The following is a 15,484-nucleotide window of genomic DNA, read 5'->3' as shown; positions in this document are numbered from 1 at the left end:
ACGGACGAACCCGGGTTCGTCGATCACGCGCATGCTAATCATTCGACAGCCTCCCGATGCTTTTGCGCGAGAACCCTGCCAATCGGGCGCGGTTCCGGCTTGCGTGAAACCCGCGCTAAATCGCGGGCGTTGGCCGGGCATGGAATGGTTTCGCCAGCTTATCGGGCCCGACGAGGGGGCCAGCGCGCTCCAGCTTTGCTTCCGGGTGCTGCCGCTCCTCGCCTTCGGCATCCTGTGCGTGCGGATCGCGGGGCGCCGGACCTTCGCGCATTTCTCCCCGCTCGACATCGTCGTCGCGCTGATCGTCGGATCCAATATCAGTCGTGTCATGACCGGCAAGGCGCCGTTCTTCCCGGTATTGGCGGCAACGCTGGCCCTGGTGGTCCTGCACCGCCTGCTGGCCTTTGTCGCGATGCGCTGGCACTGGGTCGCCGCGCTGGTCAAGTCGCGACCGATCACGCTCGTCGAGGACGGCAAGGTCGATGCCAGGGCGATGCGGCGCGCCAACCTGTCGGACCAGGACCTTGCCCAGGGAATTCGCAGCGAGCAGATCCGCGACTTCGACGATGTCGCGCTGGCGACGCTTGAGAGCAGCGGAAAGCTCAGCGTCGTGCCAAAGCGGCGTCGCTAGCCGCGCGGCGAGCCCGGCTGCTCGGGCGGAACATCGTCGGCCCCCTCGGCGGGCTGTTGCGAGGATTAGTTCGTGGGATCGACGTCGGTGCTGCCCGGGTTGGCGCGCTCCGCCTCGCCCGGTCCCTCATTACGCTTGTCGGTCATGCCTGGTCTCCCTTGGCGGGCTCAGCATAGTCCTCGGGCTTCACGCTGCCCACGCCCGGGCGGTCCTCGACCGGCTCCGGCGGAAGGCCGCCCGGCGTCTGGTCATCCTTGTCCTGCCCGGCATCGGCGGGCGGTTCGGAAATCTGCCTGTCCATCGCGTCATCCTTTCGTCGCGCACAGAATATGTGCACCAGGGTTCAACCCGCCGGAATTTCCCCGGGGTCCGCGCCCCGCCGCAATTTTCATCGCGTGCCGAACGTGGCGAGCAGCGATGGTAAGCGCGGCGGAAGCTCGCGGGCGAGGAAGCCGATCGGGCCCGACTCCTCGGCCAGGCTGCGTCCGGCCTCGCCGTGCAGCCACACGGCCCAGGCAGCTGCCAGGCAGGGCGCCGCACCGCGCGCCAGCAGGCCGCCGAGGATACCGGCCAGCACGTCACCCGATCCCGCGGTGGCCAGGCCCGGGCCGCCGCCTCGATAATGAAGCAATTCCCCATCCGGGGCCGCGATCCAGGTCTCGGCCTGCTTGAGCACGACGACCGCACCGAAATGCGTGCTGGCGCGGCGCGCCAGCGCGTCGGGCGCATCGCGAAGCTCGGCCGCGTCGCACTCCATCAGCGCGATCATCTCGCCGGGGTGCGGCGTCAGCACCACCCTGCCATCGCGGGCGCGGACCGCGTCGGCGCATCCGCGCGCGCCCGCGATGACCGCAGCGTCCAGCAGGATCGGCAGGTCGGCGCGCGCCTCGGCAAGGATATGGCGCAGGATCGTAGCCGCGGCAGATCGCTCGCCCATCCCTGGCCCCAGGACCAGGCTGTCGCAGCGATCGAGCAGGGCGGCGATCCGTTCGCCGGCCTTGCCGGCCAGCTCGCCCTCGTCATTGGTCGGGAGCGGGAAGATGGCGGCTTCTGGCATGGCGATGCCGAGCCCCAGCCTCGCCGGCTCCGGCACCGCGAGCAGCGCCTTGCCGGCACCGGCACGCAGCGCCGCCTCGCCGGTAAGCGCGAGTGCGCCCGGAACCGTCAGCGAGCCGCCGGCGCAGAGCATGCGCCCGCGCGCATTCTTGTCGGTCTCCTGCCCGATCGCCGGCAGCGGATGCGCCGCCAGCCAGGCGGAATCGAGCGCGCTCATCCGCGTGCGGCGACGCGCGCGTCGGGCGCGCGCGTCACTTGCGCCGCGGGATCTTCCTCCATTGGCGCCACTTCATTGTAGCGGATCAGCACGAGCCCGCCGTCCTTGCCCGTCGATGCGTCGAAGCGATATTCGGTCACCGAGCAATTGGCGACATCGCCAAGCCTGTCGACGGCCAGAATCTCCTCCTCGCTCATATTCTCGAGGATGTAGCGCAGGCAAAGCACTACGACCTGGTGGGCGACGATCATCACACGGCGTCCGCCGTAGTGGAGCGACACGGTGTCGAGCAGGCCGCGCAGCCTGAGGATCACGTCCGCCCAGCTCTCGCCGCCGGGCGGACGATGGTAGAATTTGCCGAGCAGCCGGCGAAATTCCGCCTGTTGCGGCTCCTGCGCTGCGACACCGGCGGTGGTGAGCCCGTCCAGGATGCCGAACTCCTTCTCGCGCAGCCGCTCGTCGACGCAGACCGGCTCGGCGGGCTCGGCACCGCCCGCGTCGCGGAAGCGGCGCGCGGTGTCCTTCGAGCGGACATAGGGGCTGGAAAGGATCACATCGGGCAGGCCGTTGCCGCAGCCGCGCGCGAACCAGCGGCCGAGCGCCTCCGCCTGCTGCTCGCCGAGCGCCGACAGCGGGACATCGACGTCGCGCAGCGTCAGCGGGATGCGCTCGAGACCGGCCGCATGCGCCTCGTCGCGCGCGACATTGCCCGCGCTCTGGCCGTGGCGGACCAGCCAGAGCTGCAGGGGCCAGCGTGGGGCGGACTCGCGCATTGCCTCGCGAGGCCGTCGGTCAGAGCGACTTGGCCATGTTGAGGTGCGCGGCGACGGTCGGGATCAGCTTGGCCGCGAAGTCCCGCAGCGACTGCGGTACGGCGTTGTCGCCGGCATTGGCCTTGAGCGCATCGAGCGTCTTCTGGTGAGCATCGACCTGGGCCGTCGCATAGGCCTTGTCGAAATCGGCACCCTTCACGCCCTTGAGCGAGTCGAGTACCTGCTGCTGCTCGGCGGTGAGCGTGGCATCGGGAACGATCGCCGGCGTCGCGGCGCTCGCGGCGGTCTTGAGCTTGGCGGTCGAATCGGTGTGCGCCTTGATCATGTCGGCGGCGAACTTCTTGGTCTTGGCCGAAGCGCCCTGCGCATCGGCGAGCTGGGACGTCGCGATCTCGAAAGCGTCGCTTGCCGCCGCCGCATTGGCGAAGGTCTCTCCGGCCGAGGCGGCAGGGACCATCGCCATGTCGTTGGCCATCGTGCCATCGCTATTGGCGGTGACGGTCGTGGTATCCGTGGAGCTGGTCTCGGTCTTCGAACCACAGCCTGCAAGTGCCAGCGCCGCGGCGCCAAGCGTCATCCAACGAACTGCGTGCATCCTTGCCTCCCGATTGTCGCCCCTTGCGGGCTCGCTCCTCCAACGCCCGCATTTCCGGCGCGTTCCGCGCGAACCCTTTGAAGCGGTTCCGCGTTTTCTCGCCCGACGCCAGGAGACAAGGAGCAGGCCATGGGCATCTTCAGCAGCATCAAGGACAAGATCTTCGGTCACAAGGCCGCTACGCCTGCGTCCGCACCGGCGCCGGCCCCGAGCCCCGCGTCGCCGGCGCCCGCCCCGGCTCCTAACGCGACGCCCGCGCCCAATCCGGCCGTCGATGTCGGCGCCGTACTTTCGGAGATGGCGGAGATGAAGGGCGGCGGCGGCAACTACCAGACCTCCATCGTCGACCTGCTCAAGCTGCTCGATCTCGATTCGAGCCTCGAAGCGCGCAAGGCGCTCGGAGAGGAACTGGGCGTCCATGCCGGCGAAAACGGCAGCGCGGAGCAGAATATCGCCCTGCACAAGGCAGTGATGGCGAAGCTCGCCGAAAATGGCGGCGTAGTGCCCGACAGCATGCGCGGCTGACCGGGTCCTTGCCCGGCCTTTCTTAACCTGGGTTGGCGCGCGAGCTCGGCTCCGGCGGCAGAGCTTCGAGCATGGAAAAGAACCTGATCCAACGGGCGCTCGAACTCGCCGGAACCGGCGCGTACGAGCGAATCGACCAAATCGAGCGCAAGCTCACCGCCGAGGGGTATTCGCACGTCGCCTCTCATCTGGTCGGGCCGACGATCCGGCGGCAGCTGCGCGACACGGCGCGGCGCGCGCGCGGCGAGACGGCCCGGCGCAGAGGACGCCCGCCCTCGGCGCAGGGCACCACGCCATAGTCACGGGCCCTACCGGCGATATCCCGGCGGTGGGCCGGGTACCCGGCGACTGACTCGGTTGCCAAAGGGACGCGCCGCGCGGCGCGTCCCACGCGACACCCTATTCGACGGGATTGTTCTCGAGGAACGCCTCGGCATCGAGGTCGACCTTGAACTCGCGCTCCCAGAAGCGAAGCTGCCCGGTGGCGTCGAGAAAGGCCTTGGCGGACGCCGCTCCCTCGAGTTGGACGAGCGCCTCGTCCATGTCGGCCTCCGCGATTCCCGCCTTGGCGAGAAGCGGCATCGCCTCCGGGGTGTAGCCGATGAACTTGAGGTGCCCGAACGCATCGGCCACAAAGTCGCGGGCCGCCCCGTCGCGCGCGAGCTGTGCCGCGCCCTCCGCGGTCACCAGCAGCGCCACCGCATCGTACAGGACCGAGGGGCCGCCATCGATCTTCTGCTTGCCTTGCGCCAGCGTGCCGTCGTCGAGGACGACGCCGCCGACCTTCGGGGTGACGAGCTCGTAGCTCGCGGGAAGCGCCTCCACTGCCTTGACCAGGGCGGCAAGCAGTGCGGCCGGCGCGCCGTCACTGACCAGGATGCCGAGCTTGCGTCCGGCGAAGCTGCCGGGCGCGCGCTTGACGATGCTGAGCGCATCGGAAGGCGGCAGGTCGTCGCGCGGCGAGACCGCCGCCTTCGCCGCCGGCGGCAGCTTGGCGAGCCCGAGCCCTGCGGCGACGGTGCTGGCGAGTGCCGCGTCGATGTTGCGCAGATGGCCGACCATCCGCTCGCGGATATCGACGCGTGCGCATTTGGACAGCTCGAAGACCAGCGCATCGCCGATATGCTTGCGCTCGATCGGGGTCTGGCTGACGAAGAACTGGCGCGCCTGGCTATAATGGTCGGCGAAGCTCTCGGGACGAAGCTGGACCTTCTCGCCCGCTTCCTCGGCCGCGAAATGGCGATAGCCCGCCTTGGGGTCCTCGCGCGGCCCGCCCCAGCTGTTCGGCTCGTAATTTGCGCGGCCCTTGGGGTTGCGCATCGCCATGTGCCCGTCCTGCTGGAAATTGTGGACCGGGCAGCCGCGCGGCTGGTTGATCGGGATATGGGTGAAGTTCGGCGAGCCAAGCCGCTTCAGCTGCGTGTCGAGATAGGAGAAGTTGCGGCCCTGGAGCAGCGGATCGTTCGAGAAGCCGATCCCCGGCACGACATTCTGGGTGCAGAAGGCGACCTGCTCGGTCTCGGCGAAGAAATTGTCGACCAGCCCGTCGAGGACGAAGCTGCCCACGATCCGCACCGGCACCTGCTCCTCGGGGATGATCTTGGTGGGATCGAGGATGTCGAACTCGAAGCGCTCGGCGAAATCCTCGTCGAACAGCTGTACGCCCAGGTCCCATTCGGGCGGCGTCCCCATGTCGATCGCGTCCCAGAGGTCGCGGCGATGGAAATCGGGATCGGCGCCGTTGATCTTGACCGCCTCGTTCCACAGTACCGACTGGAGGCCGAGCCGCGGCTTAAAGTGGAACTTGACGAAGGTCGACTTGCCCTTGGCGTTGATCAGCCGGAAGCTGTGGACGCCGAACCCTTCCATGAAGCGGAACGAGCGCGGGATCGCGCGGTCGGACATGGTCCACATGATCATGTGCATCGCCTCGGGCGTGAGGCTGATGAAGTCCCAGAAATTGTCGTGCGCCGTCTGCGCCTGGGGGAAGTTGCGGTCGGGCGCCGGCTTGGCCGCATGGATGAGGTCCGGGAACTTGATCGCGTCCTGGATGAAGAAGACCGGGATGTTGTTGCCGACCAAGTCCCAGTTGCCATCCTTCGTGTAGAATTTGCACGCGAAGCCGCGCACGTCACGCGCAAGGTCGAACGAGCCCTTGCTGCCGGCGACGGTCGAGAAGCGCGTGAACATTGGCGTCTTCTCGCCTACTTCGGTCAGGATGCGGGCGGTCGTGAATTCCTCGAGGGACTCGGTGAGCGTGAAGGTCCCATGGACGCCGTAGCCGCGGGCGTGGACGACGCGCTCGGGGATGCGCTCGTGATCGAAGTGGAAGATCTTCTCGCGGAAATGGAAGTCCTCGAGCAGCGCCGGTCCGCGCGCGCCCAGGCGCAGCGTGTTCTGGTCGTCGGCGACCGCCACGCCCTGTTGCGTCGTGAGCGCGCCCTCGTCGCCAGCGAGCTGGTGGAGCTCGCCGCCATTGCCGCGCTTCGTCTCGAACTCGGCCGGCGCATCGCCGACCAGCTTGTCGTTCGTTCCCTTGACCATCTCCGCATCTCCCTTTGAGCCGGGCGCCCGGCGCCGATTGCCTGGGTGCCCGGTGACGTCGTTCGTTCGTCGATCGCCGGGATCGCCCGGCGGGACCGGTCAGGCGCCGGGCATCAACTGCGCGCGGTAGCGCGCGAAGCAGCGCTCGCCGCAGCGCAGGCGGATCAGGGCACCCTCGGCCATCGCGGTGGCGCGGCGCGGATCCTCCTCCACCGCCGGGCGGATCGCCTCGCGATTCCAATCCTCGCTGTGCTTGACGTCGAGCACCGCGTGCAGCGTGAAATAGCGTGCTTCCTTCGGGCTCAGGCCGACGCGCTTGAGCCCCTCGGCGACCAGCGCGGCGCGACCCGGCGCAGTCAGCTCGATCACGCCGAGGGCACCCACCGAATGCCAGGCATAGCGGCGCTGGGTCGCCATCGCGGTCATCGCATTGGCGAGGCACAGGCTTTCCCACACCGTGTTCTCGATCACGGGATTCACTTCGAGCGTCTCGACGAGCGCATCGAGCATCGGCCCGTGCATTCCCTTCTCGGTGCCGTGCCCCATCTCGTCCCAATAGTTGCGGGCGAGCTCCAGCTTGGGGCGTACCGGCAGCTTGACCTGGGTCATCGCGACGAGATCGTCGAAGCCGGCCTCGCCGGCGGCTTCCTGCTCGAAGAACCAGCGCAGCTCGTCACGGTCCGCCTCCTCGGCGAGCCAGGGGAAGAGCGGGTCGCCCTGCCCGGGGCCCACCGCCTTCAGCCCCTCGAACCAGGCGATAAAGCCCTCGACATCGGTCGGCGCCGCCGCCGCCTCCTCGGCGACCTCGGCGCGCAGCTCCTCGAGGAAACCGCCCTCGAGCCGCTGCATCTTGACGTCGCGCTCGAAAATCTTCTGCCAGTCGTCATCGGCGAGTCCGGGCGCCAGCCGCTCGCGATTCCAGTGCGCCAGTCCCCGCTGGAAACTATCGGTAAGGAACTGCGAACCGCTCTGGGTTCGTCGGTCGGCGGTAGCAAGCATCATCATCTCCGGGATTTCCTGCTCGCTGAACGTGTCGCCATATCCGCCGTTCCCCATCACGGCGCGGTTTCAAGCATTTGATAACATGGATTATTAGATCGGAACGGCGCGGCGGCGACGGCTTGCTCGAGACGCGCGGCTAGCGCTTCGTAATGCGGACGCTCACGTCCCATGCGCGTGTCCGCGTGCGATCCCGAAAGGATGGCAGTGTCGCTTAATGAAATGCTGGATTCCGGCCCGGAGGCATCGATGGCGAAGTCGAGGCACTAATACGCGAAGCCGACGCGCCGGCACCGGCCCAGGATAGTCTCGGGAGCAGACTGCGCAATCGAGCCTGGAGGGCTGTCATCTTCTCCACGGCGCCTGTCCGACAAGCGAGCCCAGGCATATTCCTCGATCGACCGGGTCGCCGCCGTCTTCCACGCAAGGCTTGGCCGCTGCCGGTGCCACGTCCCGCTTCAGGCGTCAGAAGGGCTCAGCGCGGCAATTTCTCAAGATAGAGATAGTTCGGGTCGAACTCGGCAAGCGTTTCCAGTCCCGGCAGGTCCAGTATCTTAACATGGCCGCGCCGGACATCGGCGAGTCCGCGTTCGCGCAATTGTCGGACGATGCGATTGACGTGGACGGGAGTCAGCCCGACACACTCGGCAAGTTCGACCTGGGTCAGGGGAAGTGCGAAGGCGACGCCATTGGTCATGCCGACCAGTTCGAAGCGGATGCGAAGCTCGCACAACAGGTGCGAGACGCGGGCGATCGCCATCCTGCGACCAAGCGACAATTCCCACTCGCGGTGCGACGCCGCGTCCATGTTGGTGCAAAACCAGTATAGGCGCGAAAGGTGCGGATGGTGCTCCGACAGCGCCTTCAGGCGCTCGTGCGGTACGATAGCGACCTTGCACGGCGTCAGCGTCATCAGGTGATGATCCAGTCGCTTCAGGGTAAAGCCGTGCAGGTCGACGAAATCGCCGGCGAGATGCAAATCGGTAATCTGGCGCTCGCCTTCGCGTAGGTCCTTGTGACGGCACATCATGCCTTCGAGCAGCAGGGTCGAGCTGGACAAGCGTTGCCCGGCGCGAATGAAATTCGTCTTCGCCGGCACTTCGCGCGTCTCGGAAATCAGCGCAAGCAGCACAGCTTCTTCCTCGAGCGAGACATCGTCGCGGACCCGGAGCATCCGCAGGTGCTTCTCGATCATTGCTCCATCCGCGTTCGCTGGACCAAGACGGCCTCTGTGAAGGGAATCGACAGAAGTACCCTGTCGTCCGCGTCGCAGATATCCAGGCGTCCGGAGAGGTCGACGATGCCACGCATCAGTTCCTCTCCGAGAACCGACCGGATGCCCGTCAGCGCGGACTGGCGGGCCGCATCGAGATCTACGAATTCCTGGCCTTCCTCGTCCCGAGTGCAGCCATTGCCGTTCTGGATATGGAAGAAATACCGCATGGCGGCGATAACTTCCTCGAAAGCAAGAGGTTTCAAGCTTTCGTCGGATCCAGCAGATGCAGCTGCGCGCGCTGCGTTTGCCGGCTGAAACCAACCCAGGTTGTGGAATTACTCCCGCCCAAACGGGCAGCAGCGCGACAGGGGCGCCGATCTTGCCCCTAGGGTGCGCGCATGCAGGGAGTTGGAAAATTTGCGCTGGAGCGCGTGGCCGAGCGTCTTGCCGCGCAGCACGGGCTGGGTGCATGCGAGCGCCAGGCTATCCTGGCGCTTCCCGGTACAGTCGTTCGTTGCCGAGCCGCTGCCCAGATTACGCAGGGCGACGGCGACGATCGCCTCTACCTCGTCATTGAGGGTTTGCTGGCCGGCGTCCGCCAGCTCGCCGGCGGACGACGCCAGGTCGCAGCGCTCTACGTCCCTGGCGACCTTTGCGGACTCGATAAGGCGATCGGGATACGACGCGGCTGGGAGGTGGGTACCGGCTGCGACACGCTGGCACTGAGCCTGTCGTGTAGCGCCGTACGAGGGATCGCGCAGGAATATCCCGCGGTCGCGTGGGCCTTGTGGCGCGAGACGGCGGTGCAGGCGGGAATCACCGCGGAATGGCTGGTCGGCTTGGGCCGACGCGACGCCCGGACACGCCTTGCCCATCTGCTTTGCGAGATGGGCCTGCGCCTGGAGGCTACTGGCCTAGGGTCACGGCAGCATTTTCGGCTCGATGCGTCGCAGATGCTCTTGGCCGATGTCCTGGGCCTGACGCCCGTGCATGTAAGCAGAACCTTTCAAGATCTGCGCGCCGAGGGCCTGGCGATCGCGCGCGGACGGATCATCGAGGTTCCAGATTGGCCGCGCCTCGCGCGCGCCGCGGAATTCGAGGCCGACTATCTGCGGGCAGGTCCCGCGGCAGCTTCTCCGGCCACGGCGCAATGACCGCCGAGGGCAAGGGCCAGGCGATCCTCAACTGACGGTCGCCGGTCGGCCTCTGCCGAGGACGGTGCCCGCTATGAGATCTGGTGCGCCAACTCGGAGAGATAGATACGCGCAACGACATGATTGCCTGCGTCCTGGATATCGAGGGTTCCCCGGACTTCCTCTGGCCGGCAGCGGGCGTAGTGGCGCAGAAACGCACGAGCGCGCGAATGCGCCTTCCTCAGCGCCGCCGGCAGGTCCCTGCAATCATGGCTCTCACGTCCGAAAATCTCGGCGTCGCCGTGGCGGGCGACCTGGAAATGATAGAGGGGCATGCCGACATAATGCGCAATTAATCAATCGGTTGCAGCACCGCAGGCTTAGCCTCGAGTTATCAGGCGGGCGTGTCTGCAAACGCTTCTCGCGGACCTTTCGCAAATCTCAGGGCCACTGTCTTTCAGCCAATTTTACGCCGCACCCGTGTCGGCCGGGTCCCAACCCAATTCCGGCGCGTTGCGGCGCGCATGAAGATCGATATCCATACCGAGATCGCGTACCGGCTGGCCCAGCCGACCGACATCCTGTTGCAGCTCGAGGCGGCGGCGATCCCCGAACAGTGCGTCGAGAAGGCGCATATCGAGGTTTCGCCGCATGCGCATTTCGCGCGCGTCCCGGCACAAGACGGCATCGGCGAGCGGATTTGGGTGCGCGCGGAAGGCCGGCTCCTTGTCAGCTACCGCGCTACAGTCTCCCTCCAGCGGCTGCTGACCGAGTGCGCCGACCTCGCGATCGTGCCGCCCCACCAGCTGCCCGGCGAGACGGTCCAATATCTGATGGCGTCGCGCTATTGTCCCGCCGACCAGTTCCAGAGCTTCGTGGCCGCTGAGTTCGGTAGTATCGATGGCGGGGCCAGGGTGCTCGCGATGCGCGATTGGATCCAGCGCAACTTTCGCTACGTCCCAGGGGTAAGCAATACCGAGACCACCGCCGCCGATACGTTCATCCGGCGCGAGGGCGTCTGCCGCGACTATGCGCACGTCCTGATCACCCTCGCCCGCGCAGCAGGCATTCCCGCGCGCATCGCGAGTGTCTACGCCCTGGGCGTCGAGCCTCAGGACTTCCATGCGGTCGCCGAGATATTCCTCGGCGGCGAATGGCACCTGCTCGACGCGACCGGCATGGCGACGGAGGCGGAGATGGCAAAGATCGGCATCGGTCGAGACGCCGCCGACGTCGCGTTCCTGACCGCCTTTGGCGAGGCGGTGATGGAGAACCAGTCCGTATCGGTCAAACCGGCCCAGTGACGGCGCAAGAGAGCGGTGGCGACCCGTTCGCCGGGTGAAACCGGCGCGAATGACGCTTCGTTGCTCCTTCCACCTGAGCAAGGAGGAAAAGATGGACCAATTCTTCACGCGCGTAGCGAGCCGCTCAGCCTCGCTGATGGGGCATCCCCTGGCCTTCATCATCTCGGTCGCGTTCGTGCTGCTCTGGGCCGCGAGCGGTCCGCTGCTCCACTATTCGGACACCTGGCAGCTGATCGTGAACACCGCGACGACCGTGCTCACCTTCCTCGCCGTCTTCCTGATCCAGAACAGCCAGAACCGCGACGGCGCCGCGATGCAGGCCAAGCTCGACGAACTGCTGCGCGCCGTCGACAAGGCGCGCGGCGAGTTCGTCGGCATCGAGCACCTGACCGATGCGCAGATCTGCGAGATCCGCGACGCGCTCGAGAAGGACATCGCCCAGGACCATGGCAAGGAGACGACGACCCGCCCGACGGTCGAGCGCCTGCTGGCGCGCTATTGACGGCGCCGTCCGGCTTCGGGCTCCGGCGTGCGGGAACCTGCACCGTGGCCGGCGCGTCTCGCCCTGCGCAAAGAGAAGGTCGATGGGATTCATTTTGTGGCTGGTCGTGGGCGGCGTGATCGGGTGGCTCGCGAGCATGATCATGCGGACCGATGCACAGCCGGGCGTCTTCCTCAACATCGTGGTCGGGATCGTCGGCGCCTTTATCGGCGGCCTCGTCGTCGCCGGCGGCTCGATCAACAACGCGCCGCTGACGGTGACCTCGTTCCTGGTCTCGCTGCTCGGCATCGTCAACCTGGTGCGGCGCGGCAGCCTTCACTGACGGCGCGGCGCGACGCGCGGACGATATCGGCGTCGCGCTATTTCCGAAAGACTGGGCGCCGGCTGCCTAAGGCAGCCGGCGTCCTGTTTCAGGGAGCACCTTCCAGCGCGGCACGCGCCGCGCGGATTGCCTCGGTGGCGACCCGATCCGGCGCCGATGGTCCGGGCCGTCTGCCGAACCCGAGCGCGGTCTCGAGATCGCGCCGGATGTGCGCCGCCACCCGCTGCAGATCGGCCTCGCTGGGCTGGCCGCCGCGTGCGATGCACGCGACGATCTCCGGGGCGATCGTCCCGGGCATGTCAGGCGGCTCCGGGCTGGCCCGCGTCGAGCTGGCGGAGCGCCGCGAGCAGCTCGCCCACGGGGACGGGATCGCTGAGCTCGGGCGGCTTGCGCAGCCTGGGTTGCGAGCGGACGGCGTGTGCGTCCGAGGCCCAGGACGCCAGGATGGCACGCTTGACCTCGGGCTCGAGTTGCGGGTGCTCGACCAGTTCCCGCGGATCGCGCAGCAGCCCCAGGAAATGGACGGTCATCGTCGAATCCTCCTCGATGCGGTCAATCGGGACATGCCCGCCCTTGCCAGGCGGGCATGTCGGCTTACGCCGCTTCGCGGTCTGCGGGCTCGGCCTCGCTTACGGGTGTGGAAGGGCCCTCCAGCCGATCGTTGGCGGGCGCGGAAGCCGTGCCGCCGATCGCGATGCGCCGGGGCTTCATCGCCTCGGGGACTTCGCGCTTGAGCGCGATCCGCAACAGGCCGTTGTCGAACTGCGCATCCTCGACGACGACGAAGTCGGCCAGCTGGAAGCGGCGTTCGAAGGCGCGCGTGGCGATGCCGCGGTGCAGGAAGCGACCGGTGTCGCCCTCCTCCTCTTCCTTGCGGCCGGTCACGCTGAGCTGGTTGCTCTGCGCCACGATCTCGATCTCGTCGGGGCGAAAACCCGCGACCGCCAGGGTGATGCGATAGCGGTCCTCACCGGCCTGCTCGATATCGAACGGCGGGTAGCTGTCGGTCTCGCCGCGCGCGCCTGCCTCAAGCAGGTCGAACAGACGGTCGAAGCCGACCGTCGAGCGGCGATAGGGCGAAAAGTCGAAAGTCCTCATATCCAAATCCTCCATATGAGCAATTTGAGCACGAGGCGCACCGGGAGAGAGCCGGTGCCCTCAGGTCCTGCCGGACCGAGTTTTCGCGTCCGGCGACGCGAAGATGGTTTTTGCAAAGACGGCTTCAAGACCTCTTTCGGAGAATTTTTTTCGGCATCGCCGGGCCCGTCGCGAGGACGCAGGCGGCGCGTCCGCATGCGTTCCCCGAGGTCGAGCCGACGTCCTTTCGGCACCTGGCCCGTCCCGGCACGATCAGGCAAAGGCACCGTGGATGAACCAGGTCATCGGGCCGGTGGCGCCGCGCTCGCCATCGCCGAGGCGAAACAGCCAGTAGCGCCCGCCGCCCTCGACCTCGACCTGGAAATAATCACGCACCGAATAAGGCGCCCGTGCTTCCGTGCCGCCCTCGCGCCACCATTCGCCGTGCAGGCGCTCGGGCCCGTCGGCCTGGACCACCCGGTAGCGCTTGCGTCGCCAGACGAACATCGCCGGCGGATGATCGGGCAGCATCGCCGTCACCTGGATCGGCTGGGGTGGATCGATCAGCCGGCCGGGGCGCGGCAGGTCGTCGGCCCAGCGCGCGCCTGCGGCAGGGGCGAGCGCGGGCAAGGTCGCCACCGACCGCTCGGGCATGCCGCCCGGCAAGGGCGCGGCGCGGCGAAGGCTCGCTTCGCCGAAGCGGTTCGCGAGCGTGTCGACCAGGCCCGCCACGTCCGCCTCGCGACGGCCGGCGCGGGCAAGATCGGCCTGGGCGGCGGCCAGCGGCTCGACGAGCTGCGCTACCAGGGTCATCGCCTCGATGCCGAGCCCCGGCTCGATCTGGTCGATACGCGCCTGGAGCAGCCGGGCGAGATGGGCAGCGTCGCGCGTCGGCGTGGCGGTACCGACGCGGATCGCCTGCGTCTGGCCGTCGACGCGCTGGAAATGGCAGTCGAGCCGGCGCGCGCCCTTGCCGAGCCGGACGAGCTGCGCGGTTATGTCGCCGACGAGGTCGCCGATCACCCGGCCGAACGCCTCCGGCGTCGCGATCGGCTCGAGCAGGGCGCGGTGGGCGCGCGGCACCTGCGGCGCGAAGATCGGCTCGATCGGCTCGGGCGCGTGGCCGAGCGCCTGGTCGAGCCGCTGGTGCAGCACCCGGCCGAACCGGCGGGCGAGCGGGCCGCGCGGCGTCGCGAGGATCTGCTCGATCCGCTCGAAGCCGAGCTTGCGCAGCCCTTCGACCAGCGGCGCCTCGAGCCGCAGCGCCGCGAGGGGCAGCAGCGCCATCGCCTTGCGCTGGTCGCCAGGGGGGATCGCGACCGGCCGGCCGGCAAGCACGTGCCGGGCGACCGCATGGGCGCAGCCCGGCGTATCGGCCACCGCGACCTGTACAGCGAAGCCGGCGCCGGCGATGCGGCGGTGCAGGTCCTTGAGCAGCGCGCGCTCGCTACCGAACAGCGGCGCGCAGCCGGTGACGTCGATCCAGATGCCCCGGGGCGGATCGGGGGCGACGACGGGGGAATAGCGCGAGCACCACAAGGCGAGGCGCCGGAGCGCGGCGAGATCGCCTTCCGGATCGGCATCGACCACCATCAGCCCGGGCGCCAGGCTGCGCGCCCTGGTGACGGTCATGCCGGGCGCTATGCCTAAGCTGCGCGCAGCGGGATCGATCGCGGCTACGATCTTGCGGCCATGATCGGGGAGCGCGGTGACGAGCGGCCGGTCGCCGGCCGGCGCGGCGTCGCGAGACTCAGCTCGCGAGACGCCGCTCGTCCGCCGCAGCCGGTCGGTCGACCAGCTTGGCAGGTAGAGCGAGACGACCCTGCGCATCGCAGGCCTCCACGATCCAGGACTTGGGCTCGCCGCCGCGCACCCGCTCGAGGCGCAGGTCCCAGCGGGCGCGGCCGAGGCTGGGGATGCCGAGCGGCTCGCTGGGCGCGGCGAGCACGCGCCAGCGAGTGACCGCCGCGGTGCCTTCCGCGACGGCATCGACCGGGAAGGCCCGGCGGAACACGAAGGCCGTGGTGCCCGAGCTCTCGGCGGCAAGCTGCAGCCGCTTCGATGCCGTCGTCGTGAGCTTGGCGACCTCTCCCACCACCCCGGCGAGCCCGGGATGGCGCAGGCACTCCTCCATCGCCAGCAGGACGTTCGCGTCGCTGCCCGCCTCGACATGGACGACGCGGTCCGGATGCAGGCCTGCCAGGTCGAGCGCGGGCGCGAACAGGTCGCGCCATCTGAGGCACCAGAAGACCGGACCCTCGATCCGGGCGAGGATGCCGGCAAGGAAGACGGTGGCGGCGGCGTCGTCGCACAGCGCATCACTGCCGGCGACCTCATGGAGCGCGCCGGTCGCCAGGCCGCCGCCCGGAAGCCGCCCGTCGAGCGACGCGATCCCGAACGGTACCGCTGCGTGCCGCTGCCCTACGCCTTCGATGGCGGCGATGCGTGAACGCAGATCGGCAATGACAGCTGGCTGCCGCATGAAGGTCCAAGACTCGACAAGAGGTTGATTCGTTCCCTTTTTGTTCGGAAGAATGCCGGGCCGTCAAGAACGGGGCCCGACGCCGAGGTCCGGACCGGCTTGCCGAAA

21 protein-coding genes are annotated in these 15,484 nt (G+C 68.0%); 7 read left to right on the top strand and 14 right to left on the bottom strand.

The window, feature by feature from the left end; translation table 11 throughout:
• Positions 1–139: 139 nt before the first annotated feature.
• Positions 140–631 (top strand): DUF421 domain-containing protein, encoded by a 492-nt coding sequence (locus O3305_RS20045; RefSeq protein WP_269574110.1) that lies wholly within the window; start codon positions 140–142, stop codon positions 629–631.
• Between the two features lie 142 nt (positions 632–773).
• On the opposite strand, the gene O3305_RS20040 is transcribed toward O3305_RS20045, so the two are convergent.
• From O3305_RS20040 to O3305_RS20025, 4 genes are all read right to left on the bottom strand, one after another.
• A complete protein-coding gene (locus tag O3305_RS20040) occupies positions 774–932 on the bottom strand; it encodes a hypothetical protein (protein WP_269574109.1) in 159 nt (52 codons plus the stop codon).
• A gap of 87 nt (positions 933–1,019) precedes the next feature.
• Positions 1,020–1,904 carry an NAD(P)H-hydrate dehydratase gene (locus O3305_RS20035; RefSeq protein WP_269574108.1) on the bottom strand — a complete coding sequence of 295 codons (885 nt, stop codon included), beginning with the start codon at positions 1,902–1,904 and terminating at the stop codon, positions 1,020–1,022.
• Positions 1,901–2,677 (bottom strand): histidine phosphatase family protein, encoded by a 777-nt coding sequence (locus tag O3305_RS20030; protein ID WP_269574107.1) that lies wholly within the window; start codon positions 2,675–2,677, stop codon positions 1,901–1,903. The genes O3305_RS20035 and O3305_RS20030 overlap by 4 nt, the downstream gene beginning before the upstream one ends.
• A gap of 19 nt (positions 2,678–2,696) precedes the next feature.
• The gene (locus O3305_RS20025) at positions 2,697–3,272 is read right to left on the bottom strand and encodes a DUF4142 domain-containing protein (protein ID WP_269574106.1); all 576 of its coding nucleotides are present in this window, start codon (positions 3,270–3,272) and stop codon (positions 2,697–2,699) included.
• Between the two features lie 129 nt (positions 3,273–3,401).
• Between O3305_RS20025 and O3305_RS20020 the strand changes: the two genes are divergently transcribed.
• Positions 3,402–3,797 carry a DUF3597 family protein gene (locus O3305_RS20020; protein ID WP_269574105.1) on the top strand — a complete coding sequence of 132 codons (396 nt, stop codon included), beginning with the start codon at positions 3,402–3,404 and terminating at the stop codon, positions 3,795–3,797.
• Between the two features lie 71 nt (positions 3,798–3,868).
• The gene (locus O3305_RS20015) at positions 3,869–4,096 is read left to right on the top strand and encodes a hypothetical protein (protein ID WP_269574104.1); all 228 of its coding nucleotides are present in this window, start codon (positions 3,869–3,871) and stop codon (positions 4,094–4,096) included.
• 100 nt (positions 4,097–4,196) lie between these two features.
• On the opposite strand, the gene O3305_RS20010 is transcribed toward O3305_RS20015, so the two are convergent.
• The 4 genes from O3305_RS20010 to O3305_RS19995 all read right to left on the bottom strand — a co-directional run bounded on the left by O3305_RS20010 (position 4,197) and on the right by O3305_RS19995 (position 8,783).
• The gene (locus O3305_RS20010) at positions 4,197–6,341 is read right to left on the bottom strand and encodes a catalase (protein ID WP_269574103.1); all 2,145 of its coding nucleotides are present in this window, start codon (positions 6,339–6,341) and stop codon (positions 4,197–4,199) included.
• Positions 6,342–6,440: 99 nt separating this feature from the next.
• Positions 6,441–7,340 carry an iron-containing redox enzyme family protein gene (locus tag O3305_RS20005; RefSeq protein WP_269576570.1) on the bottom strand — a complete coding sequence of 300 codons (900 nt, stop codon included), beginning with the start codon at positions 7,338–7,340 and terminating at the stop codon, positions 6,441–6,443.
• Positions 7,341–7,815: 475 nt separating this feature from the next.
• Complete coding sequence (locus tag O3305_RS20000; RefSeq protein ID WP_269574102.1) at positions 7,816–8,535, bottom strand: Crp/Fnr family transcriptional regulator; 720 nt, start codon at positions 8,533–8,535, stop codon at positions 7,816–7,818.
• Positions 8,532–8,783 (bottom strand): DUF6894 family protein, encoded by a 252-nt coding sequence (locus tag O3305_RS19995; RefSeq protein ID WP_269574101.1) that lies wholly within the window; start codon positions 8,781–8,783, stop codon positions 8,532–8,534. The genes O3305_RS20000 and O3305_RS19995 overlap by 4 nt, the downstream gene beginning before the upstream one ends.
• A 171-nt stretch (positions 8,784–8,954) precedes the next feature.
• Here O3305_RS19995 and O3305_RS19990 point away from each other — a divergent pair, with 171 nt between their 5' ends.
• Positions 8,955–9,710 (top strand): Crp/Fnr family transcriptional regulator, encoded by a 756-nt coding sequence (locus O3305_RS19990; RefSeq protein ID WP_269574100.1) that lies wholly within the window; start codon positions 8,955–8,957, stop codon positions 9,708–9,710.
• 71 nt (positions 9,711–9,781) lie between these two features.
• Here the strand turns inward: O3305_RS19990 and O3305_RS19985 are convergent, their stop codons facing one another.
• Entirely contained in the window at positions 9,782–10,024 is a 243-nt protein-coding gene (locus O3305_RS19985) for a DUF6894 family protein (protein ID WP_269574099.1), read from the bottom strand.
• Between the two features lie 189 nt (positions 10,025–10,213).
• On the opposite strand from O3305_RS19985, the gene O3305_RS19980 reads away from it, so the two are divergent.
• From O3305_RS19980 to O3305_RS19970, 3 genes are all read left to right on the top strand, one after another.
• On the top strand, positions 10,214–10,993 hold the full coding sequence (locus tag O3305_RS19980) for a transglutaminase-like domain-containing protein (RefSeq protein WP_269574098.1): 780 nt from the start codon (positions 10,214–10,216) through the stop codon (positions 10,991–10,993).
• Between the two features lie 91 nt (positions 10,994–11,084).
• Positions 11,085–11,495, top strand: a complete 411-nt coding sequence (locus tag O3305_RS19975) for a low affinity iron permease family protein (protein WP_269574097.1) — start codon at positions 11,085–11,087, stop codon at positions 11,493–11,495.
• Between the two features lie 82 nt (positions 11,496–11,577).
• Positions 11,578–11,817, top strand: coding sequence for a GlsB/YeaQ/YmgE family stress response membrane protein (locus O3305_RS19970; protein ID WP_269574096.1), 240 nt, complete (start codon positions 11,578–11,580; stop codon positions 11,815–11,817).
• Positions 11,818–11,905: 88 nt separating this feature from the next.
• Here the strand turns inward: O3305_RS19970 and O3305_RS19965 are convergent, their stop codons facing one another.
• The 5 genes from O3305_RS19965 to O3305_RS19945 all read right to left on the bottom strand — a co-directional run bounded on the left by O3305_RS19965 (position 11,906) and on the right by O3305_RS19945 (position 15,376).
• Entirely contained in the window at positions 11,906–12,115 is a 210-nt protein-coding gene (locus O3305_RS19965) for a hypothetical protein (protein ID WP_269574095.1), read from the bottom strand.
• Position 12,116: 1 nt separating this feature from the next.
• On the bottom strand, positions 12,117–12,347 hold the full coding sequence (locus O3305_RS19960; RefSeq protein ID WP_269574094.1) for a hypothetical protein: 231 nt from the start codon (positions 12,345–12,347) through the stop codon (positions 12,117–12,119).
• A 64-nt stretch (positions 12,348–12,411) separates the two neighbouring features.
• Positions 12,412–12,915, bottom strand: a complete 504-nt coding sequence (locus O3305_RS19955) for an Hsp20 family protein (protein ID WP_269574093.1) — start codon at positions 12,913–12,915, stop codon at positions 12,412–12,414.
• A 252-nt stretch (positions 12,916–13,167) separates the two neighbouring features.
• Positions 13,168–14,724, bottom strand: coding sequence for a Y-family DNA polymerase (locus tag O3305_RS19950; RefSeq protein ID WP_269574092.1), 1,557 nt, complete (start codon positions 14,722–14,724; stop codon positions 13,168–13,170).
• Positions 14,645–15,376 carry an ImuA family protein gene (locus tag O3305_RS19945; protein ID WP_269574091.1) on the bottom strand — a complete coding sequence of 244 codons (732 nt, stop codon included), beginning with the start codon at positions 15,374–15,376 and terminating at the stop codon, positions 14,645–14,647. The genes O3305_RS19950 and O3305_RS19945 overlap by 80 nt, the downstream gene beginning before the upstream one ends.
• Positions 15,377–15,484: the final 108 nt, after the last annotated feature.

Source organism: Sphingomonas sp. NIBR02145 (genome assembly GCF_027359115.1).
In the GTDB taxonomy this organism is placed as follows: Bacteria; Pseudomonadota; Alphaproteobacteria; order Sphingomonadales; family Sphingomonadaceae; genus Sphingomonas; species Sphingomonas kyeonggiensis_A.
The sequence above is the reverse complement of the archived record's forward strand: the minus strand, read 5'-3'. Positions and strand labels throughout refer to the sequence as shown.